Below are 19,990 nucleotides of genomic sequence, written 5' to 3'. Positions count from 1 at the left end.
TCTTCATGGCTCGCCCTGCTTACCGTTTGCTGGCCCATTCGTTGTGGGACCTGATTCCCGTGGCCCTCGGACTGGCCCATTTCGCCTTCGTGGTGTGGCTGGTCCTGGCCTTTCATGCGTTGTCCTGGTGGGCACTGCTGCCGCTGGCGCTGGTGTATGCGGTGAGCCTGTCATGGAGCATCAACAGCATTTCCCACAACCAGATCCACAATGCCTACTTCACCCCGGCATGGCTCAACCGCGCCTTTGACTTGTTGCTGTCGGTGACCATCGGTTTCTCCCAGACCCTCTACCGCGATATCCACAACCGCCATCACCGGGGCAACTCGGACCGGCCGGGGGCGGATGGCAAGACCATCGATCCGTTGTCGATCTATCAGCGCGGCAAGGATGGTCAACCCGAGAATCCCTGGGCCTACACCTTCCTGAGCTTCTTTCGCGACGACCCCAAGCCGATCTACGACGAGATGCAGCGCAAGCGTCCCGCGGATGCGCGCTGGGTCAAGGTGGAGATCGGTGTGACAGTGGCGTTCTATCTGGGGCTGGCGATCTGTGACTGGCGGGCGGTGCTGGTGCTGTTGCCGTTCTGGTATCTGGGTCAGGCGCTGTCTTCGCTCAACGGTTACTACGAGCATTTCGGCGGCAACCCGGATTCGCCCATCGCCTGGGGCGTCAGCGCCTACAGCCCGCTCTACAACCTGCTATGGATGAACAACGGCTACCATGCCGAGCATCACTACCGGCCGAAAATGCACTGGACCCGGGTCAAGGCGTTTCACCGGGACATCGCCGGGCAACAGCGGGAGGCGGGGGTGAAGGATATTCCGGTGGCCCATGGCCTCGGATTTCTGGTGGCGCATCGCAAGGATTGAACCGTAAAAAAGTGGGAGCCCGCAGGCTCCCACGACCGTTCACCTCAGTTTTCCTCGCCCTCGGCCAGCAGCGCAATGCCGCCCATGATCACGGCCACACCCACCCAGTGCAGCAGGCTGATCTCTTCACCGAGCCCCAGCCACGATCCCAGCAACACCCCGACGAACACCAGCGAACTGAGCGGAAATGCCAGGGACAGGCTGCTGCGCCGCAGAATCAGCATCCAGACAAAGAACGCACCGATGTAGCAGGCAATCGCCACCAGCACACCCGGTGCCTGGGCGACGCTGAGCAGCCATTGCAGGGTGAAGTCCATCTGCCCCAGTTGATCGCCGCCGACCTTGGTCGCGATCTGCCCGCCACTTTCCAGAATGATCAACAACGCCCAGAGCACCACGGTGCCGAGGCGGCCGTGCAGCCAATCCATCGAGCCATTCCTTTTGAGTATCAGTTGAGAATCAGGCATGGCCGACACACACGAGCATCACGCCCGCCGTAATCACCAGTGTGCCCATCCAGCGACGGCGGCTGACGGTCTCGCCAAGGAACAGTTTGCCAGCCAGCACCACGCCGCAATACGCCAGCGCGGCGGCGGGGAACAACAGGCTCAGCGGCGCCCGGGACAAGGCTTCGAGCCAGACGAAAAACTCGATCACGTAGGCGCCGATGCCGCACCACAGCAGCGGTGCGTTGAACACCTGGCCCCAGAACGCACCGAGCCGAAAACCACCTTCCAGTTCCGGCAAACGGTCCAGGCCAAGCTTGAAGCAGAGCTGGCCGATCACGTCGAGCACGATGGAAAACGCCACCAGCAGAATCACGGTCAAGGTCATGGGAACAGCTCCTCGAACAACTCGATCAGCGCCTGATTGGTCGCCGAGTTGCGCAGCAGATCGGTCTCGCTCCAGCGCTCGGCCGGCGGCTGGTCGGACTTGGCTTCCCAGCGTTTGAACGCGTTGCTGAAGGCCGGGCGGGCGAACTCGCCGCAGATGTCGATGCCGATCACGCGCTTGCTGGCGGCGAGGCTGCGGATGGCCTGGAGCAAATGGCTGAGGCGCATCTGGCCCTGATCCCAATTGGTCGCGGCGTCTTCGCTGGCCAGCACGTCCTTGTCGATGGTGATCCACACGGCTTGGGTCGGAAGGCTGGCGATCATCCGGTCGAGAAACGCCGTCCAGTCCTGATCGGCCAGGTTGTTCCAGTGCAGCAGGTTCTCCTGTTGCTGGTGGCCGGCGCCGTCACCGACCCGGCCCCAGACTTTCGACGGCGGATGCTGCCAAGGGAACAGCTGCAACACCCCGCGTTTCAGGGCACCGAGATTGCCACCCTTGATCTGCGGATTTTGCAGGTCGTCGCTGCACGGCCCGAGGGTGACGATGCGTTCGATGTTCGGCAGTTTCAGCGCCTGATTGACCCACGAACCGCAATGCCGGCGGGGCGCGAAGTGCACCCAGTCAGGATGATTGTCGAAATGGATCAGGCTCACCGGCTCCGGCAGATCAGTCAGGAAGGCCGGGGTCAGATGGTGATAGTCGCCGGAGCCGACGAAGAAGATTTCCGGTGCCGGGCCATTGTGCCGGGGCCGTTCACGCAGGCGTTCGGCAAACCGGCGGAAGGTGCGTTCGCTGGACCAGAGCCGCAATTTCGGGCCGAGGTCGAGCAGGTCCAGGCGCCGGGCACGGCCGCTGTCGAGCAGCCGCGCGATGGACGCCTGACCGGTCAGGCTGTGGTCGAGATCTAAAATATTCAAGGTCGCAATTCACCCTTGGCAGACCCTCCCAGACACCGGCCTCATCGAACATGAGCGCCGGCCGGGCGGGCTTTCGGGGGTAAATGCAAGGGACGGGCCAGCCCCTCTCCCGCACGGCAGCTCAGGCGTGCAGGCGGACCCAGACGCTGACCAGCACCGTCGCCGCCATCAGCCACGCGACAGCTGCCACGGCCAGCGAAGCTTCGAGGCGCATCCGGTCGACCATCACATACAGCGTCGCCAGATAAACGAAGTAGGGAATGATCGACCACATGCCGAACACGATGGTGGTCTTCAGGTCATCGACCGAACGGCCCTTGCCGACGATGTAGTGGGCGATCAGGGCGAAAGTCGGAAACAGCGGCACCAGACCGGCGATGTAATAGTTTTTGGTCTTGGCCAGCATGGCGAGGATCACCACCACCGCCGCACCCAGAAAGGCTTTGAAAATCAGATCCACGTCGTTCTCGCTTAATGGCTCAGGCCGTATTTTTTCACTTTGTCGAACAGCGTGGTCTTGGCCATGCCCAGCTCCAGGCTGGCCTGGGTCAGGTTGCCGCCGCTGCGCTGCAGGGCATCGCTGAGCAGGTTGCGTTCGAAGGCTTCCACCGCTTCGGCGAACGCCAGGCCCTGGCCGCCGCTGCCGGCGCCGGACTTCTTGAACGCCGGCAAACCGAGGGCGAAGCGCTCGGCGACGTTGCGCAATTCGCGCACGTTGCCCGGCCAGTCGTGGCTCATCAGGCTGGACAGGGTCTGGTTGTCCAGCTCCGGCAGTGCGCGGTCGAAGCGCAGGGCCGATTGCTGGGTGAAGTGTTCGAACAGTTGCAGGATGTCTTCGCGGCGCTCGCGCAGGGGCGGCAGCTCCAGCGTCACCACGTTGAGGCGGTAGTACAAGTCGCTGCGAAATTCCCCGGCCTTGCTCGATTCGTCGAGGTCGGATTTGGTCGCCGCGATCACCCGGCAATCCACCGCCACGCTCTGGTTCGAACCGAGGCGTTCGAGGGTGCGTTCCTGCAATACCCGCAGCAGTTTGATCTGCAACGGCAGCGGCATGCTTTCCACCTCATCGAGGAACAGCGTGCCGCCGTCGGCGTGTTCGATCTTGCCGATGCGCCGCTTGCCGGCGCCGGTGAAGGCGTTGGCCTCGTGGCCGAAAATTTCGCTTTCGAACAGGTTTTCCGGCAGGCCGCCGCAGTTCAGCGCGACGAACTGTTTGGTGTGGCGGCGGCTGAAGTCATGCAGGCAACGGGCAACCAATTCCTTGCCGGTCCCGGTTTCGCCTTCGATCAACACGTTGGCCGAGGTATCGGCGACGTTGGCGATCAGTTCGCGCAGGTTCTGCATGGCCGGCGAGCGTCCGATGATCCGTCCTTCAAGGGAATCTCGTTCGGCCAGTTGCCGGCGCAGGGACGAGACTTCGCGGGCCAGGCTGCGTTGCTCCAGTGCACGCCGGGCCACGTCCACCAACCGCTCGGGAGAGAACGGTTTTTCCATGAAGTCGTAGGCGCCTTTCTGCATCGCGCCGACCGCCATGGAAATGTCGCCGTGACCGGTAATCAAGACCACCGGCAGGCTGCGGTCCCGTTGCTTGAGACGGGTCAGCAGTTCCAGGCCATCGATGCCGGGCAGGCGGATGTCGCTGATGACGATGCCGGCGAAATTGTCGCCGACCCGATCCAGAGCTTCTTCGGCACTGCCGACGCCGATGCAGGGAATGTCTTCCAGGGTCAGTGCCTGCTGGCAGCCGAGCAGCACATGGGGATCGTCTTCGACGATCAGCACACTAAGGTCGTTGTTCATATTGGCTCGGCAGGAGTAGGGCTTACCAACGGTAAACTGAGGACGAAGGTGGTACCACCGCTGGCCGGGTGTTCGACACCCAGGTGCCCGCCGGTAGCGGCGGCCAGGCTGGCGGAAAGAGTCAGGCCGAGGCCCAGACCCTGTTCGCCGGGTTTGGTGGTGAAGAACGGTTCGAACAGATGCTTGCGCGCTTCGGCGTCGATACCGTGACCGTTGTCGCGCACCCGCAGGCGATATTTGCCGTCGAATTCTTCGCCTTCCAGCCACAGCTCCGGCAGCGGTTGCGCCTGCATGGCGTCGAGGGCGTTGCCGATCAGGTTGACCAGAATCTGCTCCAGTCGCGTCTGGTCGATCTGCACTTGCTCATCAATGAACTGACGATGCACTTGCAGGGATGCGTGCTCGACTCGGGCGCCGAGCACTTGCAGTGCCGCGTCCACCGCTTTGCCGAGGCTGGCGCGGCCCTTGTCGTCACCGCGCCGGGCGAACGAGCGCAGGCTGGCGGTGATCCGGCCCATGCGGTCGATCAGGTCGTTGATGGTCTTGAGGTTGGTGCTGGCGACATCCAGCTGGCCGCGCTCCAGAAAGCGTACGGTATTGCCCGACAGCGTGCGCATCGCCGCCAATGGCTGATTCAGTTCGTGGGCGATGCTGGTGGACATCTGGCCGATGGCCGCAAGTTTGCCGGCCTGCACCAGTTCGTCCTGGGCCCGGCGCAGGGTTTCTTCGGCCTGACGGCGTTCGCGGATCTGACTCTTGAGCCGTTCGTTGCTGGCACGCAGGTCGGCGGTGCGTTCGGTAATCCGACGCTCCAGCTGATTGTTGGCTTCCTGCAAGGCTTCCCGGGCGGCGAGGCGGGTGGCGATGACCTTGCGCCGCTCGTTCCAGGCAATCAGCAGGAACGCCACCAACGCAAAGGCCACGGCCACCAGAATCCCCTGATTGATCGCTTCGCGCCGCAGATCCTGCAACGGCGTGAGCAGGGTGAAATTCCACGGCGTGTCGCTCAATGGCCGGGTCTGTGCCAAGTAACTGATGTTCTCTTCGTCGCGGTCCTGTTGCGGCAGGACTTCGCTGTTGGCCGGGAACGTGAGTTTCTCCACGCCTTCGGCCAGGGTTTCCCGGGCGAGCGGTTGCAGCTCGTTGAGCGGGAACCAGTAGTACTGCAGGCTGCGGGCGAGTTTTTCCTTGGTCTCGTCGCTCAGCGGCACTACGGATTTCAAACGTCGGGCCGGGTCGCTGGAGAGAATGATGATGCCGTTCTCATCACTGACGAAGGCTTCCAGGCGCGCCCGTTGCCAGCGCTCTTCCATGGCTTCCATGCGCACCTTGACCACCGCGACGCCGATGATCTTGCCGTGTTCTTCCAGGCCGTGGGCCAGGTAATAGCCGGGCTCGCCATTGGTGCTGCCGATCCCGTAGAAACGTCCGGGTTCGCCACGCACGGCTTTCTGGAAGTAGGCGCGGAAGGACAGGTCTTCGCCGAGGTAACTGTCGACGTCGCGCCAGTTGCTGGTGGCCATGACCCGGCCGGTGGTGTCCATGACATAGATGGCCCGACTGCGGCTGCGCCGGTTCAGGCCTTCCAGGTAATCGTTGACCGTTTGCCGGTGTTCCGGGGTCGGGTCGCCAAGCAACTGCGAAACGCTCGATTCGAGTTCCAGCAGGCTGGGCAGGTAGGTGTATTTGCTGATTTCGCTTTCGACGGCGCGGGCGTTCAGTTCGAGCTGGCGCTGGCCGTTTTCGCTGAGGCTGCGGATGCCGAAGCGTTCACTGATCCAGAAGCCGGCGTAACCCAGTCCGACCATCAGGATGATGATCAGCGGCGGCAGGAACAAATGGCGGATCAGACGGGGTTTCACGGCAAGTGATGGCGTGGTTGCGCGATAGAGATTGGGGTCGCATTTCATCACAGATGCCTTGGGTCAACCACAACACTTGCTTGAGGGCTATCGCCGGCCCCTTGTGGGAGCGAGCCTGCTCGCGATGGCGGACTGACATTCAACATCAATGTTGACTGTAATGGCCTCATCGCGAGCAGGCTCGCTCCCACAAGGGATTGGAGTTGCTCCGGCGAAGGTATTGCTTAGTGCTGCAGGATTTTCTCGAGGAAATGCTGCGCGCGTTCGGAGCGCTGGCTGATGTCGCCGAAGAACTCTTCCTTCTTGCAGTCTTCGATGATCTTGCCGGCATCCATGAAAATCACGCGGTCGGCCACTTTGCGGGCGAAGCCCATTTCGTGGGTCACGCACATCATGGTCATGCCTTCGTGGGCCAGCTGCACCATCACGTCGAGCACTTCGTTGACCATTTCCGGGTCCAGCGCCGAGGTCGGTTCGTCGAACAGCATGACGATCGGGTCCATCGCCAGCGCACGGGCAATCGCCACACGCTGTTGCTGGCCGCCGGACAGTTGGCCCGGGTGCTTGTGGGCGTGAGCCGACAGGCCGACACGATCAAGCAGCTGCAGGCCTTTCTTGGTCGCCTCTTCCTTGCTGCGGCCCAGCACCTTGATCTGCGCGATGGTCAGGTTTTCGGTGATGGTCAGGTGCGGGAACAGCTCGAAATGCTGGAACACCATGCCGACGCGCGAGCGCAGTTTCGGCAGGTTGGTCTTCGGATCGGCAATCGAGGTGCCGTCGACCACGATGTCGCCTTTCTGGAACGGCTCCAGCGCGTTGACGCACTTGATCAGGGTCGACTTGCCAGAACCGGACGGACCGCAGACCACGATCACTTCACCCTTTTTGACCTCGGTGCTGCAATCGGTCAGCACCTGGAAGTCCCCATACCACTTGTTGATGTTCTTGATAGAGATCATACGGCGAACCTTTTTTGCAGACGCTTGACCAGCTGCGAGGCGGCAAAGCTGATGATGAAGTAGACGACACCGGCAAAGATCAGGAACTCATTGGAGCGTCCGATGATGTCGCCGCTGGAGCGGGCGGAGTTGAGGAAGTCCACCAGGCCCACGGTGTAGACCAGCGAGGTGTCCTGGAACAGGATGATGCTCTGCTGCAGCAGCAGCGGGGTCATCTTGCGGAACGCCTGGGGCAGGATGATCAGGCGCATCATCTGGCCGTAGGTCATGCCCAGTGCCTGGGCGGCGCCCATCTGGCCCTTGGGAATCGACTGCACGCCGGCCCGGACGATTTCGCAGAAGTACGCCGCTTCGAACATCATGAAGGCCACGATGCACGAGGTGAACGCGCCGATCGGGGTGTCTTCGCCGGTGATCCAGCGCAGCACGAACGGCACCGCCAGGTAGAACCAGGTGATCACCAGCAGCAGCGGGATCGAACGGAAATAGTTGACGTAGGCGCCGGCGAGGTTCGACAGCAGTTTGCTGTGGGACAGACGGCACAACGCAAGAATGGTACCGAGGATGATCCCGCCGACCACGCCCAGCGCCATCAGCTTGAGGGTCATCAGCATGCCGTTCCACAGGCCGGGAATGGCCGGGACGATGCCACTGAAATCGAATTCCATCATTTACCCCCCACGGAGATCAGGCCGGGCACGGAGACTTTCTTCTCGACCATGCGCATCAGCAGCATCAGGCTCATGTTCAGGGTGAAATAGATCAGGGTCGCCAGGGTGAAGGCTTCAAACAGGTTGGCGGAGAACTCGGCGGTCTGTTTGGTTTGCGCCAGCAGTTCCATCAGACCGATCAGCGAGGCCACGGAGGAGTTCTTGAACACGTTCAAAAATTCCGAGGTGAGCGGCGGAATGATGATCCGGTAGGCCTGGGGCAGCAGCACGTTCCAGTAGATCTGCGGCAGCTTGAAACCCATGGCGCGGGCGGCGGATTCCTGGCCACGCGGCAGCGCCTGGATACCGGTGCGAACCTGTTCGCAGACCCGGGCGGCGGTGAACAGGCCCAGGCACACGACAACGCTCAGGTAGGCCGAGGTGGTCGGGTTCAGGTCCTGTTTGTACCAGTCCTGCAGGTTCTGCGGCAGCATGTCGGGTACCAGGAAGTACCAGATGAACAGCTGAACCAGCAGCGGCACGTTGCGGAACAGTTCGACGTAGCAGGTCGCGATGCCCGCCACGATGCGGTTCGGCACGGTGCGCATGATGCCCAGCAGCGAGCCCAGCAACAGGGCGATGATCCAGGCCACGACGGCGATGGCGATGGTCCAGCCCAGGCCGGAGATGAACCAGTCGAGATAGGTCTCGCTGCCCACGCCGGTGGACTTGAAGAACACGCCCCAGTCCCAGTTGTAATTCATTAGGGTCTCCCCTCGATTCGATCGATGTACAAGTGCCCGCCTGGGGAAAATCCTTTCCCGTCTGACGTTGAACGTCAGGCACACGCGATCGGCTCGAAAACCACCAGGTCGAGTGTTCCAGTTGAAACCAGCAGGTATTTACTGTCGCCCGAGGGAGGGTTGGCTCCCTCAGGTGACAAGGTTAGATCAGTGTCAGATTTTTACGTCTGGCGCAGGCTTGTCGCTCGGATTGGCGATCAGCTCTTTAACCTTTTCGCTCATCGGGAAGTTCAGGTTCAGACCCTTCGGCGGGATCGGGCTCTCGAACCACTTGCTGTAGATCTTGTTGATCTCGCCGGACTTGTAGAGCGCGACGATGGCGTCGTCTACAGCCTTCTTGAAGGCCGGATCGTCTTTACGAACCATGCACGCGTAGGCTTCGAAGGACTGTGGAGTACCGGTGATGACCCAGTCATCCGGCTTCTTGGCTTTGGCTTCTTCGCCGGCCAGCAGGGCGTCGTCCATCATGAAGGCAACGGCACGGCCGCTTTCCAGCATCTGGAAGGATTCGCCGTGGTCCTTGGCGGAGATGACGTTCATGCCCATCTGCTTGTCAGCGTTCATCGCCTTGATGATGCGCTCGGAGGTGGTGCCGGCGGTGGTCACGACGTTCTTGCCTTTCAGGTCGGCAAAGTCGGCGTAGGACGGCTTGCCTTCCTTGTCTTTCTTGACCAGCAGGCGGGTGCCGATTTCGAAGATGTTGACGGTGAAGTCGACTTGCTGGGCGCGTTCGGCGTTGTTGGTGGTGGAGCCGCACTCGATGTCCACGGTGCCGTTCTGCACCAGCGGAATACGGGTTTGCGAGGTGACCAGGTTGTACTTGGCGTTCAGGTCAGGCTTGTTCAGGTCTTTTTTCAGGGCTTCGACGATAGCGACCTGAATGTCGTGGGAGTAGCCCACAGGTTTGCCCGAAGCATCGGCGATGTAGGAGAAAGGAATGGAGCTGTCACGATGCCCGAGGGTGATGGTGCCCGAGTCGTTGATCTTCTTAAGGGTGCCGGTGAGCTCGGCAGCGAAAACTGGTGTGCTGATCAGAGCGGCAGCAATGGCTGCGCCCAGGATATGGGGAACGATGCGCATCAAATTTTCCTCGACATTGTTTTTTTTATGGAGCCGGTTGAGCGGGCCCTTTGTACTTCGAATGCCTGACGGCTCCTGTTGTGCTGGCGCAACAGGCATTCGTCGAAGGAGTGTAGAGCATGAGTCGTGCCAGACCAGTTGCAACAAGTTAACTGGTTGATTTTGCTGGTGATTAAAGTTTTGTGATGGCGTTTTTCAGCATTTCTGATCCGGTTATCCGAACCGACCGACAGGTCGCGTTCGGAAAACCGAATGCTGGCGATTCAGCGCCAGACCGGCAGCAGGTCCAGGTTGAACAGCAGGTGCGCGACCGCGCAGATCACGCCGAAAAACAGCACCAGAGCGATCATTGGCGTACCGCCCCAGACCCGATAGAGCGGGCTGCCAAAGCGTTTGCGCGAGGCCCGGGCCAGCAGTGCCGGGGTGATGACGGCCCAAAGTGTGGCGGCCAGCCCGGCGAAACCGATGGCGTGAATGAAGCCTTCCGGCCAGAGAAACCCGCAGAGCATCGGTGGCAGGAAAGTCGCGGCAGCGGTTCGCAGACGGCCCATGGGCCGGTCGTCGAAACCGAGCACGTCGGCCAGATAGTCGAACAGGCCCAGGGTTACGCCGAGAAACGAGCAGGCCACGGCGAAGTTGGAGAAGAAATTCAGCAGAAGGTCGACATTGGCGCTGTCCAGGCGTGAGCCCAGAGCGCTGATCAGCACGTCGATGTTGCCGCCACGCTGGGCGATGCCCTTGAAGGCTTCGCGCTCAATGTTGCCCATGCTGCACAGCATCCACACCAGATACAGGCCCAGTGCGATCAACGTGCCGCCCAGCAGGCAGGCACGGATGCGCTTCGGGTCCTTGCCGAAATGCTTCATCAGGCTCGGCACGTTGCCGTGGAACCCGAACGAAGTCAGGCAGAAGGGCAGGGTTACCAGCAGATAGGGCCAGTAGCTGGTGGTGCCGCTGTTCAGATCGAACAGCGTGGCCGGTTGTACATGGCCGAGCAGGCCGCCGAAGGTCAGAAAGAATGCCAGGATCTTCGCGCCGAACACTACGGTGGTCATCCGGCTCACCGCCGAGGTGCTGAGCCAGACGATGAACGCTACCAGCACGGTGAAACCCAGCCCGCCGGCACGCGGTGACAGCGAGACGCCCATGGACTGCAGGGTGTGATGGATCACTGAACCGCTGGCGGAAATGTAGGCGTAGGTCAGCGTATAGAGCACGAAGACGATGCTCAGACCGTTGATCCGGTTCCAGGTACGACCCAGCAGATCACGGGTGATGGTCGAGAAGCTCGCGCCTTCGTGGTAGTTGAGGTTGGCCTCGAGAATCATCAGGCCCGAATGCAAGGTGCAGAACCAGGCAAACACCAACACGGCGACCGACCCGTAAAACCATAACCCGGACATGACCACCGGCAGGGAAAACATTCCGGCGCCGACGATGGTTCCGCCGATGATCATGGCGCCGCCCAGGACCGAGGGCGAGCGTTCGAGTGCGGCGGGGGAAGGGGATGAAGCAAGTGACGTGGCACGCATGGCTGGGCCTGCATTGATTTTGTTATGGAAGGTTCGATCCGGCTCGCCCCTTGTCGGGGCGAGCCGTACTCATCGGATGTTCAGCAGGGGGGACAACCGGCTCACTGCCTGCAACAGAAATCCGTCCTGCCCCGGCAATGCATCGAACGACAGGCCCACCGGCAGCGAACCCTTGGCCGCCACCGGCACGGTCATGCTCGGCGCTGCCAGGTTGCTGGCCGGATCGGTGTTGCGCACGAACCGCTCGAAATGGCTTTCATCCGCACAATCAGCCAGCAACGGCGCACTGCAACTGACTGTCGGGTAGGCCATCAAGTCCAGCTGGTGGCGACTGAACAGTTGCCGGTACTCCTGCTCCAGCCGGACTTTGCCCATCAAGGCCTGCACATAGTCGGTATAGGAAATCGCCGGGCTTTCCAGCTGTGCAGTGAGGATTTTCTTGATCCCGGGATCGCCGATCCGCGCCAGGATGTCGAGGAATTCTGCGCCGCGCCCTTCCTTCATCAGGAACCGTGGAAAGTCGATGAAGAATTCGTAGATCGGCAGCGGGAATTGGATGCACTCGTTGATCTCGCCGATCACCGTATCGTCGACCGCAACGATTTCCATGCCGGCGCTGGCGAGCGCGTCGATGGCGGCACGGCAGTCGCGGCTGACGTTGTTGTCCAGATCGGCCCAGAGGAAGCGCTCGGGAATTCCGATGCGCAGCGCACGATCGTCGGGCAGTGCCGGCAGGTGCCGGCCGGTCAGGTGGCCGTGGACGAACCGGCAGTCTTCCACCGTGCGCGTCAGCAGGCCTGGTGTGTCCTTGGTCTGCGAGACCGGGACGATGCCGTCGGCCGGGTATTCGCCGGTCGTCGGGCGCAGGCCGACGACGCCGCAAAACGCCGCCGGGATGCGCACCGAGCCGCCGGTATCTGTGCCTACCGCACACGGCACCAGCCCGGCGGCGACAGCGGCGGCACAGCCACCGCTGCTGCCACCGGCGCCATGCAGCTCGTTGGCCGGGTTGATGACCGCGCCATAGGTGTGGTTGGCCGACGTCACGCCGAACGACAGTTCGTGCATGTTGTTCTTGCCCACCACCCGCGCGCCCAGTTGCTTGAAGCGCGCCACGATACCGGCGTCGTGCTGCGGCCGGTAATCGGCGAGGCCGGGGGTGCCGGCAGTGGTCGGCATGCCGCTGACATTGATGTTGTCCTTGAAGGACACCGGCAGCCCGTACAGCGGCGCCAGGCGATCCGCGTCCGGCGTGTAGGCGAACGTCGCGGGGTCGAACGTGATGAAACTGTGCAGATGCTGCGCCCGGTCATGGCGCTCGCGCAGGGCCTGCTGCCAGGTGTCGAGGCAGAGCTCGCCACGGCGAAATCCGTTGACGAGCTGTTCGATGGAAAACTGTCTGTACATGGAAAGTCTCGGCGAAAAGAAAGGGACGCAATCAGCAGTAGCGGTACTGCGGAACCAGCCCGTCGAGTGGATTGCCGTCGATCAGGTCGCCACCCAGGCTGCTGATGACCGAGCAGGCGGCGTTCAGGGCCGTCTGGATCGAACCTTCGGCCCAGCCGCCGGTGAACGAAGCGCCGCAGCCCGCCAGGTAAAGACCGGTGTCCTGACGCGGATCGAGAGCGGTGCGGAACTGATAGAACAGGCGCTCGGAATAGATGTCGTCGCCGGGGAAATTCAGTTTGAAGGCGCCGAGGGCATGCTTGTCGGTCAGCCAGTCGTATTCGAGCACGTAGCGCTGGTAGTCGCCGTTGAGCGGGATCAGGTGGCGGGCGAATTCCGGCGCGCTCATCGCCAGCTCGTCCACCAGGCGCAGGCAGCGCTGCACTTTGTCGGTCATGGAAACCATCTTGTGCGAATCGTCTTCCCAGGTGTAACTGATCAGCACCACGCCCCAGGAGTCCGGGTCTTGTGGCGCGTAGTCCAGGCAGTACACGCCCTTGACCAGGGTGTCGGTCTGGATGTTCTGCGCCAGGCCGTGTTTGAGCCAGAACTTGTCCCTGGTCAGGATGAACAGCTTGGAGGACCCGACCATGTGGGTTTCGTTGATGGCCCGGGCCACGTCGCGATTCACGAACGCCTGGTTCTGGGTGAGCTTGAGGTTGACCTGCAAGGCGCGGGTCGTGGTGGTGGTGATCACCCGGTCGCAGGCGTAGGTTTCGCCGTTGCTGCCGGCCAGCAGGATCTGTCCGTCGGGGCCCTTGTTTATCGATTCGATGCGGGTACGGCAGATCATGTCGCGCAGTTGCATGCCGTTGAACCGGGTCTCGGCGATCAGCTCTGCCAGCGAGGAGATGCCGTTCGGCACCAGCCGCTGATTGACCTCCAGCGCGTTGACCACCAGCCGCAGAATCTCGGTGAACGAGGCGCGATAGACCGACTGGAAACCACCGGAACCGATGCCCAGCGAGCCGAACAGGTGGAAGTCTTCCGGTTTGCGCCAGACCTTGCCGCCCGGCGGGTTCTTGCTGGTGAAGATGCGCACCATCGCCGAATAGAAAGAGCTGTCACCGAAGCAGTCCAGATAGCGTTGCCATTCCGGCTGCACTTCGCAGTAATTGTGCTGCTTGAGCAGTTCGGTCAGCAGCAGCGGCGGGGCAAGGCTGGTGCCGTCGTCCAGTACCGCGCCTTCGCGCAGAAACGCATTCCAGCCCTGATGCACGGTGCTGAACAGCGCCGGCGGCGGTTGCATCGCGGCCCAGTGATGGGCCTCGCCACGATAATGCAGTTCGGTATCGACCACCCCCGGATCGGGAAAGGCTTCGGTGGTCTGGATGCCGAACTTGTTGAGGTAATGGAACAGCCCGACCTCGCTCGGTGGAAAGCGCATGGCGCCCATTTCTGCGATGAACTGCGGTTGTTCTTCATCGAAGCATTGAGTCAACAGGCGACCGCCGATGTGGCTTTCTTCAGCCTCGAACAGGGTCACGCGACGGGCACCGGCACGCAGCAGTTCATAGGCCGCCACCAGCCCGGTCAGGCCGGCGCCGACGATGCCGATGTGTTTTTCCGCCGTGTGAGCCGGCAGGTTTCCGATGGCCTGGTCGGCGTTGCGCAGGAACTGACCGTAATCGTAGAGCAGGTCGACATAGGGGAAAGACAGGCACGCGGTATCCTGGCTGGCAGGATGGTTCATGGAGTTCACAGGGGTAATTCTCGGTCGGTCAGATGATGAGCTGCAGGCTTTCGAGGGCGCGGCCGGGGTTGAGCAACAGGATCTTCTTGCCCTGGATTTTCCACTCGCCGTCGAGGTTGATCAGGCGATGTTCGACGGTGGCGGGGTAATGCCATTCGCGCTCGCCACGGGCCTCGCAATACAGCAGATTGCTGCTGGCGACGGCGCTGCAGGTCGGCTCTTCAATCGTGATCCGGGGGCGCTGGGCAATGTGCAGGCAACGGCTTTTCGGCTGTTGGGAAAAGTTGCGGGCATTGGCCAGGCGGTTGATGCGCAGGGTGGTCAGGAAGCGGTCTTCATACACCAGCGAGGATTCGTGCAGCGGGCTGCGCTGTTCGCGGGTCATCGGAATCCAGTAGGTGTAGTCATCGCTCAGCAATTGCTGCCAGGCGTCGAAGTCCTGTTGATCGAGCAGGTGCATTTCGGTCTCGAGCAAACGCTCGATGGCCCGTTCAGTTTGATCGTGGTGCATGGTCGTCCCGCATCAGGTTTTGCCAGTTGTCGTAGAAGTTGCGCATCGCCAGTTCACTGGTGCCGGACACCACGCGGGTCTGGTCGTAGGTCTCGCCCGGTTCGAACAGGCGGGCAACGTTGACCCATTCGTTGGCGTCGCTGTGCAGGCCTTCCATGGCGCGCTCGTACATCTCAACGTCGTCATGGGCGACCATCGAGCACGGCGAGTTGATCAGGTTGTTGTACTGCACGGTTCGCTCCAGCAGCTGCACCGGGGCGCCCTGCAGTTCGAAGATCCACGACTCGACGATGGTTTCCTGCGCACTCACCGGGCGAATCACCCGCAGTGTCTGGATCGGGCCCTTGACCATCAGGTTGGGGAAATACACGGTGTTATGCCGGGTGTCGTCGAGAATGGCCCGGGCCTGGTCCTCGCCGTAGCTTTCCACCATCAGCTCCCAGTAACCGGGAATGCCCGTGTAGGCCTTGTGGATCGAGTTGCTGACCCCGGTGTGTCCGTGGCCGTTGGGCCAGACGCGGATGCCCATGCCGGCGAAGAATTCGTACGAGGCCATGAACGGCGAGAACAGTTCCACGGCCATCGGCGCAGGCTGGCTCTGGTCACCGGTTTCCTTCCACAGGCGAATGGCTTCGCCGGCCGAGGACTCGTGGGCGATCATCGGGTGGCAGGTATCGGTCTGGTTGTCGACGACCATCTTCCAGTTGCAGCGATGCTTGTGCAGCAGCGGCTGACCGACCACGCGCAGCTTGCCTTGCGGGGAGCGCATGACCATGTTGTCCAGCGTTGACAGCGACTCGCCGAAGAACTCGTCGAACCCCATGCCGGTCTCACTCAGGCGCACGAACACGAAGCCGCGATAGTTGCGCACCGCCGCGACCGGCTGCATGCCCTTGTGGGCCGAGCAACTGCTCAGGTCGCAGTCGTCGTATTCCTTTTTCACCGGGATGCTCAGCAGCTCGCCGTCGGTCTTGAACGTCCAGGCGTGATAGGGGCAGCGCATGAAGCGGCCCACGTTGCCACGCGCTTCGGCCAGCACTTTCACGCCCTTGTGCGGGCAACGGTTGTGCAGCACCACGATGTCGCCGTTCTTCTGGCGCACCATGGCCAGCGGCTGGGCGGCGAGGGTGGCGGTGAAGTAATCGCCGGTTTCGGGGATCAGGCTGTCGTGGCCCAGGTAGCACCAGCTTGCGGCAAACACGCGTTGCTGTTCCTGCTCGAACAGTTGTTGATCAAGGAACAGAGACTTGTGCACTTCTCTGCCATTGAAATAGTTGTCCAACGGGGTGTCCTCTTCAGATCGCCAGCTTCAGGCGTGGGCTTTTCGCCCGGGAAACGCAGGGATAGATCCGTGCGCTGCAGGCCGCTTCTTGTTCGCTCATGATGAAATCCCGGTGCTCGACGTCGCCTTCCAGCACGTCCAGCGCGCAGACGCCGCACTCGCCGCGACGGCAGTCAGAGATCGGGTCCAGACCCGCGGCCTCCAGGGCTTCGAGCAAGGTCTGGTCGGGACCGACCTCGATGCTCACGGCGGAATCTGCCGCCTCGACGGTGAAACCCCGGGCGCCTTCATCCCGGGCGACGTTAAACACCTCCAGATGAATGCGATCGCGGGGCAGCCCGGCGGATTCGGCGTGGCTCAGGATGTCGCTGAGCATCGCCGCCGGACCGCAGACATAGAGCCGGTCTTCGGCGCACAGGTCAGCGAGTACCTGGTGAATCGCCGGGCGCTGGCCGGACAGATGCAGGTTCATGCGGTCTTGCAGCAGTGAGCGCAGATCTTCGGCGTAGGCCGCATCGTCGACGCTTCGGGCGAAGTAATGCAGATGCGCCGAACGCTCCAGCGCTGTCAGATGCCGCAGGATGCCGGTCAGCGGAGTGATGCCGATGCCGCCGGCAATCGCGATGTCGCGACCGGTCCGGGTGTCGAGCGGGTAGTTGAAGGTGTTGAACGGGCCTTCGAGCTGCACCTGATCGCCGGCCGCCAGCGAGCGCAGGTACTGGCTGCTGGGGGAGTCGTCACTGAGGCGAATGGCGAAGGTGAAACGACCTTCGGCGCTGTCGCCCAGTTCCACGGTGGAGTAATGACGCCATTCGCCCGAGGGCGCTATCAGCCATTTGAAGTGCGCACCGGCATGGGCTGATTGCGGGGCGGCGGGAGCGCCGGTGACGGTGATTTCCTTGATCGATGCCGACAGCATCCGGCAATGGGTAACGGTGTAATTCATGCCGGGTTTTCCTGGGCCAGCGGCGTTTCGTGCAGGTACAGCCAGCGGGTGCTGTGCTGATGCACGCGCAGGATCGCCACGGAAATGCGCGAAGTCTCGCGCTGGTTCTGGCGATGGGTTTCCTTGTAGCGCAGGGCGACGGTCGGGCCTTCGTGCCAGATCGTGTGCAGGTCGCTGATGTCGATCTCCAGGCCCGGACGGGCACCGACCGCACCTTTGAACAGTTGCTCGACCTGGGCCCGCCCGACCACGGCGGCCGAGGTGGTGACCATGCTGAAGTCTTCGCTGAAGACATCCATCAGTGGCGCGATGGCGGCTTCGCCGGCGCCGTCGGCATTGGTGAAGACACGATGAATCAGTTCATGCACGTGGTGGATGCTGTGGCGGGCTAGTTCAACCGGGTTGTTGTTCATGGCATTCCTTTGGAGGGTTCAGTTGGCTCATTTGAAACAGCGGGAACAGTCCGACCAGCGCAGCAATCGCGAACGTGGCGTGATAGGCCGGCGTCGAGTCGAACTGTTTGAGCAGCAGGTTGTAGATCATCAGGAACAGGGCCGCGCCGACGCTGAACGACATCTGCCGGTTGATGTTCCAGATCACACTGGCCTTGTGGGTTTCGCTGCCCTTGAAGTCCATCAGCGAGGTGGTTTGCGCGGTGTTGGCGCCGATCCCGCCGCCGATGCCCATCAGGCTGTAGGCGATCACGATCACCCCGATATCGGTCGGCGCAGCCACCAGCATCAGGGTGGCGATGCCGGCGCTGTGGATCAGCATGCCGAGGGTGAAGAGGCGCCGGGCGCCGATTTTGTTGTAGACCCGGCCGCAGGTGAGCATCGCGATAAATGCGCCGGTGGCGTAGAGGATCATGAACATGCCAGTGAGGCGGGCGCTGAAGTGCAGGGTGTTCTGCAGAAAGAAGATGCTCATCAGGTTGACCCCGGTGAACACGCCGGGAATCGCGTAATAGATGAAGATCGAGGTGCTGAGCTTTTTGCTCTTGAGCAGGCTCAGGTCAATGATCGCGTCGCGCTTGCGACGGTAATGCAGCAGGTACAGCGCCACGAACATCAGGCCCGCCGCGACACAGGCAATGGCCTCGATGGCAGGATAGTCGCCGCCGTACAGCGACATGCCCATCAGCAGGCTGCCCAGCGCGGCACTGACCAGCAGCAGGCCGAGGATGTCCGGGCGCGCCAGGCTGGTCGGTCGGCTTTCGCGAATCCAGAACCAGGATAATCCGGCAGCGATCAGCGAAAACGGAATGTTGCTGTAGAACACCCAGCGCCACGAACTGCTGTCGACGATGATGCCGCCGACGGTCGGCGAAATGGCCGGGGCGATCAGGGCCACGGCCATCACCAGTGTGGAGATTTTCGCCCGTTGCTCGCCCTGGAACAGGTTGAAGGTCAACGCCTGACCCACAGGAATCAACAACCCGCCACCGATGCCCTGGACGAAGCGCCAGATCACCAGCTCATGGAAACTGTCGGCCAGGCCGCACATCCATACAGAGCCGGTAAACACCAGCATCGAAGCGGTGAGAATCTCGCGGCTGCCGAAACGCCCGGCAAGCCAGGTGCTGACAGGAATGATCAGGGTCAGGCCGAGGATATAGGCATTCGCCACCCAGGCCACCGAAGAACTGCTTACTTGCAATGTCGACGATATGCTGGGTAATGCCACGGCGGACATGAATATGTTTATGCAGTCAATAAAAAAGCCGATCAGAAAGATCAGCGCGATCTTGTAGCGATAGTTCATTGTTGTTTCCTCTTTGTCGCAAAGCATAGGGGCGATGGACTTGGAGTGTCGATACGACTATCCTTGAAACAATGTTTGAAAGGATTAAACAGTGAACGCTACCGCCATGCATTCTCATCTGAATCGGGTTCAGACATTTCTCGCCGTGGTCGACTTCGGCTCTTACACCAAGGCCGCGAACTACCTGAGTATCAGCAAAGCCATGGCCAGCCTGCATGTCAAGGCGCTGGAAGAAGTTCTTTCGGCGACGTTGCTGATCCGCAATACCCGGAATATATCGTTGACTGAAATTGGTCAGGACTTTTATGAAGAGTTCAAGGGGATTGTCGCGGACATCGATAATGCCTTTGATAATGTACTGAAGGGTAATAACCGGGTTTCTGGAAAGTTACGAATTAGTTCAACCAGTGAATACGGCGAGAAGTTCATTCTTCCGTTGATTCCATTGTTCAGCGAGCGTTATCCGGAAATTCGCCTGTGCTACAACTTCAATTCATCGCTGAATGATCTGGTGGCGGAAAAACTGGATCTGGTGGTGCGTCTGGGCAATCTGGCGGATTCCGCCTTCAAGAGCCGCAAGCTGGCGGATTATCAAATCGTGCTGGTGGCGACTCCGGCGTTTGTCGAGCGTCACCCGGTGGCGCAGCCGCAGGACCTGAACGGTGTGCCATGGATTGCCAACAGCAATTTGCAGGCACCCACGCAATGGGTACTGCGCGATGATCGGGGGAGTACGGTGGAGGTCAATGGCACCAGCCATTTCGAATCCAATTCCTCCACGGCGATTCGCTCGATGACCTTGTCGTCGCTCGGTGTCTCGGTGTTGCCGGGCTGGGTGGTCGAGGACGATATCGTCAGCGGACGGCTGGTTCGCCTGTTGCCGGCGTATACGTTGCCTTCTCAGTCGATCAACGTCGTATTTCCCAATACCGCGCATCTGCCGCACAAGTCGCGGGCGTTTATCGATTTCCTCCTGCTGCATCTGGCGCAGTAACGCAAAAAGCCCCTGAATCGCGAGATTCAGGGGCTTTCGTCAACGCGG

The 19,990-nt window shown here is 61.4% G+C and carries 20 protein-coding genes; 2 read left to right on the top strand and 18 right to left on the bottom strand.

Annotated features, from left to right (window positions below; genetic code table 11):
• Positions 1-5: 5 nt before the first annotated feature.
• Positions 6-872, top strand: a complete 867-nt coding sequence (locus DLD99_RS23005) for a fatty acid desaturase family protein (RefSeq protein WP_114885251.1) — start codon at positions 6-8, stop codon at positions 870-872.
• Positions 873-916: 44 nt separating this feature from the next.
• Here the strand turns inward: DLD99_RS23005 and DLD99_RS23000 are convergent, their stop codons facing one another.
• The 18 genes from DLD99_RS23000 to DLD99_RS22915 all read right to left on the bottom strand — a co-directional run bounded on the left by DLD99_RS23000 (position 917) and on the right by DLD99_RS22915 (position 18,948).
• Positions 917-1,300 carry a DMT family transporter gene (locus DLD99_RS23000; protein WP_371856504.1) on the bottom strand — a complete coding sequence of 128 codons (384 nt, stop codon included), beginning with the start codon at positions 1,298-1,300 and terminating at the stop codon, positions 917-919.
• Positions 1,301-1,331: 31 nt separating this feature from the next.
• Positions 1,332-1,706, bottom strand: coding sequence for a DMT family transporter (locus DLD99_RS22995; protein WP_085730163.1), 375 nt, complete (start codon positions 1,704-1,706; stop codon positions 1,332-1,334).
• Positions 1,703-2,623 (bottom strand): arginase family protein, encoded by a 921-nt coding sequence (locus tag DLD99_RS22990; protein WP_114885249.1) that lies wholly within the window; start codon positions 2,621-2,623, stop codon positions 1,703-1,705. The genes DLD99_RS22995 and DLD99_RS22990 overlap by 4 nt, the downstream gene beginning before the upstream one ends.
• Positions 2,624-2,744: 121 nt before the next feature.
• Positions 2,745-3,074 carry a GlpM family protein gene (locus DLD99_RS22985; RefSeq protein ID WP_167443801.1) on the bottom strand — a complete coding sequence of 110 codons (330 nt, stop codon included), beginning with the start codon at positions 3,072-3,074 and terminating at the stop codon, positions 2,745-2,747.
• Positions 3,075-3,094: 20 nt separating this feature from the next.
• On the bottom strand, positions 3,095-4,375 hold the full coding sequence (gene aauR / locus DLD99_RS22980) for a two-component response regulator AauR (RefSeq protein ID WP_244220813.1): 1,281 nt from the start codon (positions 4,373-4,375) through the stop codon (positions 3,095-3,097).
• Positions 4,376-4,419: 44 nt separating this feature from the next.
• Positions 4,420-6,333 carry a two-component sensor histidine kinase AauS gene (gene aauS, locus DLD99_RS22975; protein WP_114885247.1) on the bottom strand — a complete coding sequence of 638 codons (1,914 nt, stop codon included), beginning with the start codon at positions 6,331-6,333 and terminating at the stop codon, positions 4,420-4,422.
• A gap of 176 nt (positions 6,334-6,509) precedes the next feature.
• Positions 6,510-7,244 (bottom strand): amino acid ABC transporter ATP-binding protein, encoded by a 735-nt coding sequence (locus DLD99_RS22970; RefSeq protein WP_085709475.1) that lies wholly within the window; start codon positions 7,242-7,244, stop codon positions 6,510-6,512.
• On the bottom strand, positions 7,241-7,912 hold the full coding sequence (locus DLD99_RS22965) for an amino acid ABC transporter permease (protein WP_114885245.1): 672 nt from the start codon (positions 7,910-7,912) through the stop codon (positions 7,241-7,243). The genes DLD99_RS22970 and DLD99_RS22965 overlap by 4 nt, the downstream gene beginning before the upstream one ends.
• Complete coding sequence (locus tag DLD99_RS22960) at positions 7,912-8,658, bottom strand: amino acid ABC transporter permease (RefSeq protein ID WP_085709477.1); 747 nt, start codon at positions 8,656-8,658, stop codon at positions 7,912-7,914. The genes DLD99_RS22965 and DLD99_RS22960 overlap by 1 nt, the downstream gene beginning before the upstream one ends.
• A gap of 192 nt (positions 8,659-8,850) precedes the next feature.
• A complete protein-coding gene (locus tag DLD99_RS22955) occupies positions 8,851-9,777 on the bottom strand; it encodes a glutamate/aspartate ABC transporter substrate-binding protein (RefSeq protein ID WP_085709739.1) in 927 nt (308 codons plus the stop codon).
• A gap of 263 nt (positions 9,778-10,040) precedes the next feature.
• Positions 10,041-11,309 carry a tryptophan permease gene (mtr, locus tag DLD99_RS22950; protein ID WP_114885243.1) on the bottom strand — a complete coding sequence of 423 codons (1,269 nt, stop codon included), beginning with the start codon at positions 11,307-11,309 and terminating at the stop codon, positions 10,041-10,043.
• A 69-nt stretch (positions 11,310-11,378) separates the two neighbouring features.
• On the bottom strand, positions 11,379-12,716 hold the full coding sequence (locus DLD99_RS22945) for an amidase family protein (RefSeq protein ID WP_114885242.1): 1,338 nt from the start codon (positions 12,714-12,716) through the stop codon (positions 11,379-11,381).
• A gap of 31 nt (positions 12,717-12,747) precedes the next feature.
• On the bottom strand, positions 12,748-14,448 hold the full coding sequence (locus DLD99_RS22940) for an NAD(P)/FAD-dependent oxidoreductase (RefSeq protein WP_114885240.1): 1,701 nt from the start codon (positions 14,446-14,448) through the stop codon (positions 12,748-12,750).
• A 28-nt stretch (positions 14,449-14,476) separates the two neighbouring features.
• Positions 14,477-14,959, bottom strand: a complete 483-nt coding sequence (locus DLD99_RS22935; protein WP_114885238.1) for an aromatic-ring-hydroxylating dioxygenase subunit beta — start codon at positions 14,957-14,959, stop codon at positions 14,477-14,479.
• Entirely contained in the window at positions 14,940-16,241 is a 1,302-nt protein-coding gene (locus DLD99_RS22930; protein ID WP_114885236.1) for a Rieske 2Fe-2S domain-containing protein, read from the bottom strand. The genes DLD99_RS22935 and DLD99_RS22930 overlap by 20 nt, the downstream gene beginning before the upstream one ends.
• 13 nt (positions 16,242-16,254) lie before the next feature.
• The gene (locus tag DLD99_RS22925) at positions 16,255-17,187 is read right to left on the bottom strand and encodes a PDR/VanB family oxidoreductase (RefSeq protein WP_114885234.1); all 933 of its coding nucleotides are present in this window, start codon (positions 17,185-17,187) and stop codon (positions 16,255-16,257) included.
• Entirely contained in the window at positions 17,184-17,600 is a 417-nt protein-coding gene (locus DLD99_RS22920; RefSeq protein ID WP_114885232.1) for a DUF4440 domain-containing protein, read from the bottom strand. The genes DLD99_RS22925 and DLD99_RS22920 overlap by 4 nt, the downstream gene beginning before the upstream one ends.
• Positions 17,581-18,948 carry an MFS transporter gene (locus DLD99_RS22915; RefSeq protein ID WP_114885230.1) on the bottom strand — a complete coding sequence of 456 codons (1,368 nt, stop codon included), beginning with the start codon at positions 18,946-18,948 and terminating at the stop codon, positions 17,581-17,583. Before DLD99_RS22915 ends, DLD99_RS22920 begins: the two co-directional genes overlap by 20 nt.
• A 106-nt stretch (positions 18,949-19,054) precedes the next feature.
• Here DLD99_RS22915 and DLD99_RS22910 point away from each other — a divergent pair, with 106 nt between their 5' ends.
• Complete coding sequence (locus tag DLD99_RS22910; RefSeq protein WP_114886779.1) at positions 19,055-19,942, top strand: LysR family transcriptional regulator; 888 nt, start codon at positions 19,055-19,057, stop codon at positions 19,940-19,942.
• The last annotated feature ends 48 nt before the right edge of the window (positions 19,943-19,990 follow it).

It is taken from the genome of Pseudomonas kribbensis (genome assembly GCF_003352185.1).
Classification (GTDB): domain Bacteria; phylum Pseudomonadota; class Gammaproteobacteria; order Pseudomonadales; family Pseudomonadaceae; genus Aquipseudomonas; species Aquipseudomonas kribbensis.
Note: the sequence above shows the minus strand (reverse complement) of the source record. Positions and strands in the feature narration are given on the sequence as shown.